The 538-nt window shown below is 68.8% G+C and carries 1 pseudogene; it reads left to right on the forward strand.

The features are described 5' to 3' along the window. Positions 1-538, forward strand: a pseudogene (locus HAV39_RS42065) (amino acid transporter); the annotation flags it as partial.

A 538-nucleotide genomic window follows, 5' to 3' on the forward strand; every position in this document is an offset into this window, starting at 1 on the left:
TGGCGTTTCCGCTGCTGGTGCTGGGCTTGTCCGGGTTCGAGACCGGCGTGAGCATGATGCCGCTGGTCGCCGCCGAGGGTGAGGACGGCCGCGCGCGGATGGCGTCGCGGGTGCGTAACACCCGCAAGCTGCTGACCGTCGCCGCGTTGATCATGTCGGTGTACCTGCTGCTGACCAGTTTCGTCACCACGGTGCTGATCCCGGCGGCGGAGTTCGAGCCGGGTGGGGCGGCCAACGGCCGGGCTCTGGCGTATCTGGCGCATGAGCATCTGGGTGAGGGGTTCGGCACGGTTTATGACATCAGCACGATCCTGATCCTGTGGTTCGCGGGCGCGTCGGCGATGGCGGGTCTGGTCAACATCGTGCCCCGGTACCTGCCGTCCTACGGGATGGCGCCGGAGTGGGCGCGGGCGGTGCGGCCGGTGGTGCTGGTCTACACGCTGGTGTGTGTCGGGGTGACGATCGCGTTCGGTGCGGACGTGGAGGCGCAGGCCGGGGCGTACGCGACGGGCATTCTGGCGATGATGGTGTCCGGCAG

It is taken from the genome of Catellatospora chokoriensis (assembly GCF_011297315.1).
GTDB classification, from domain to species: Bacteria; Actinomycetota; Actinomycetes; order Mycobacteriales; family Micromonosporaceae; genus Catellatospora; species Catellatospora citrea.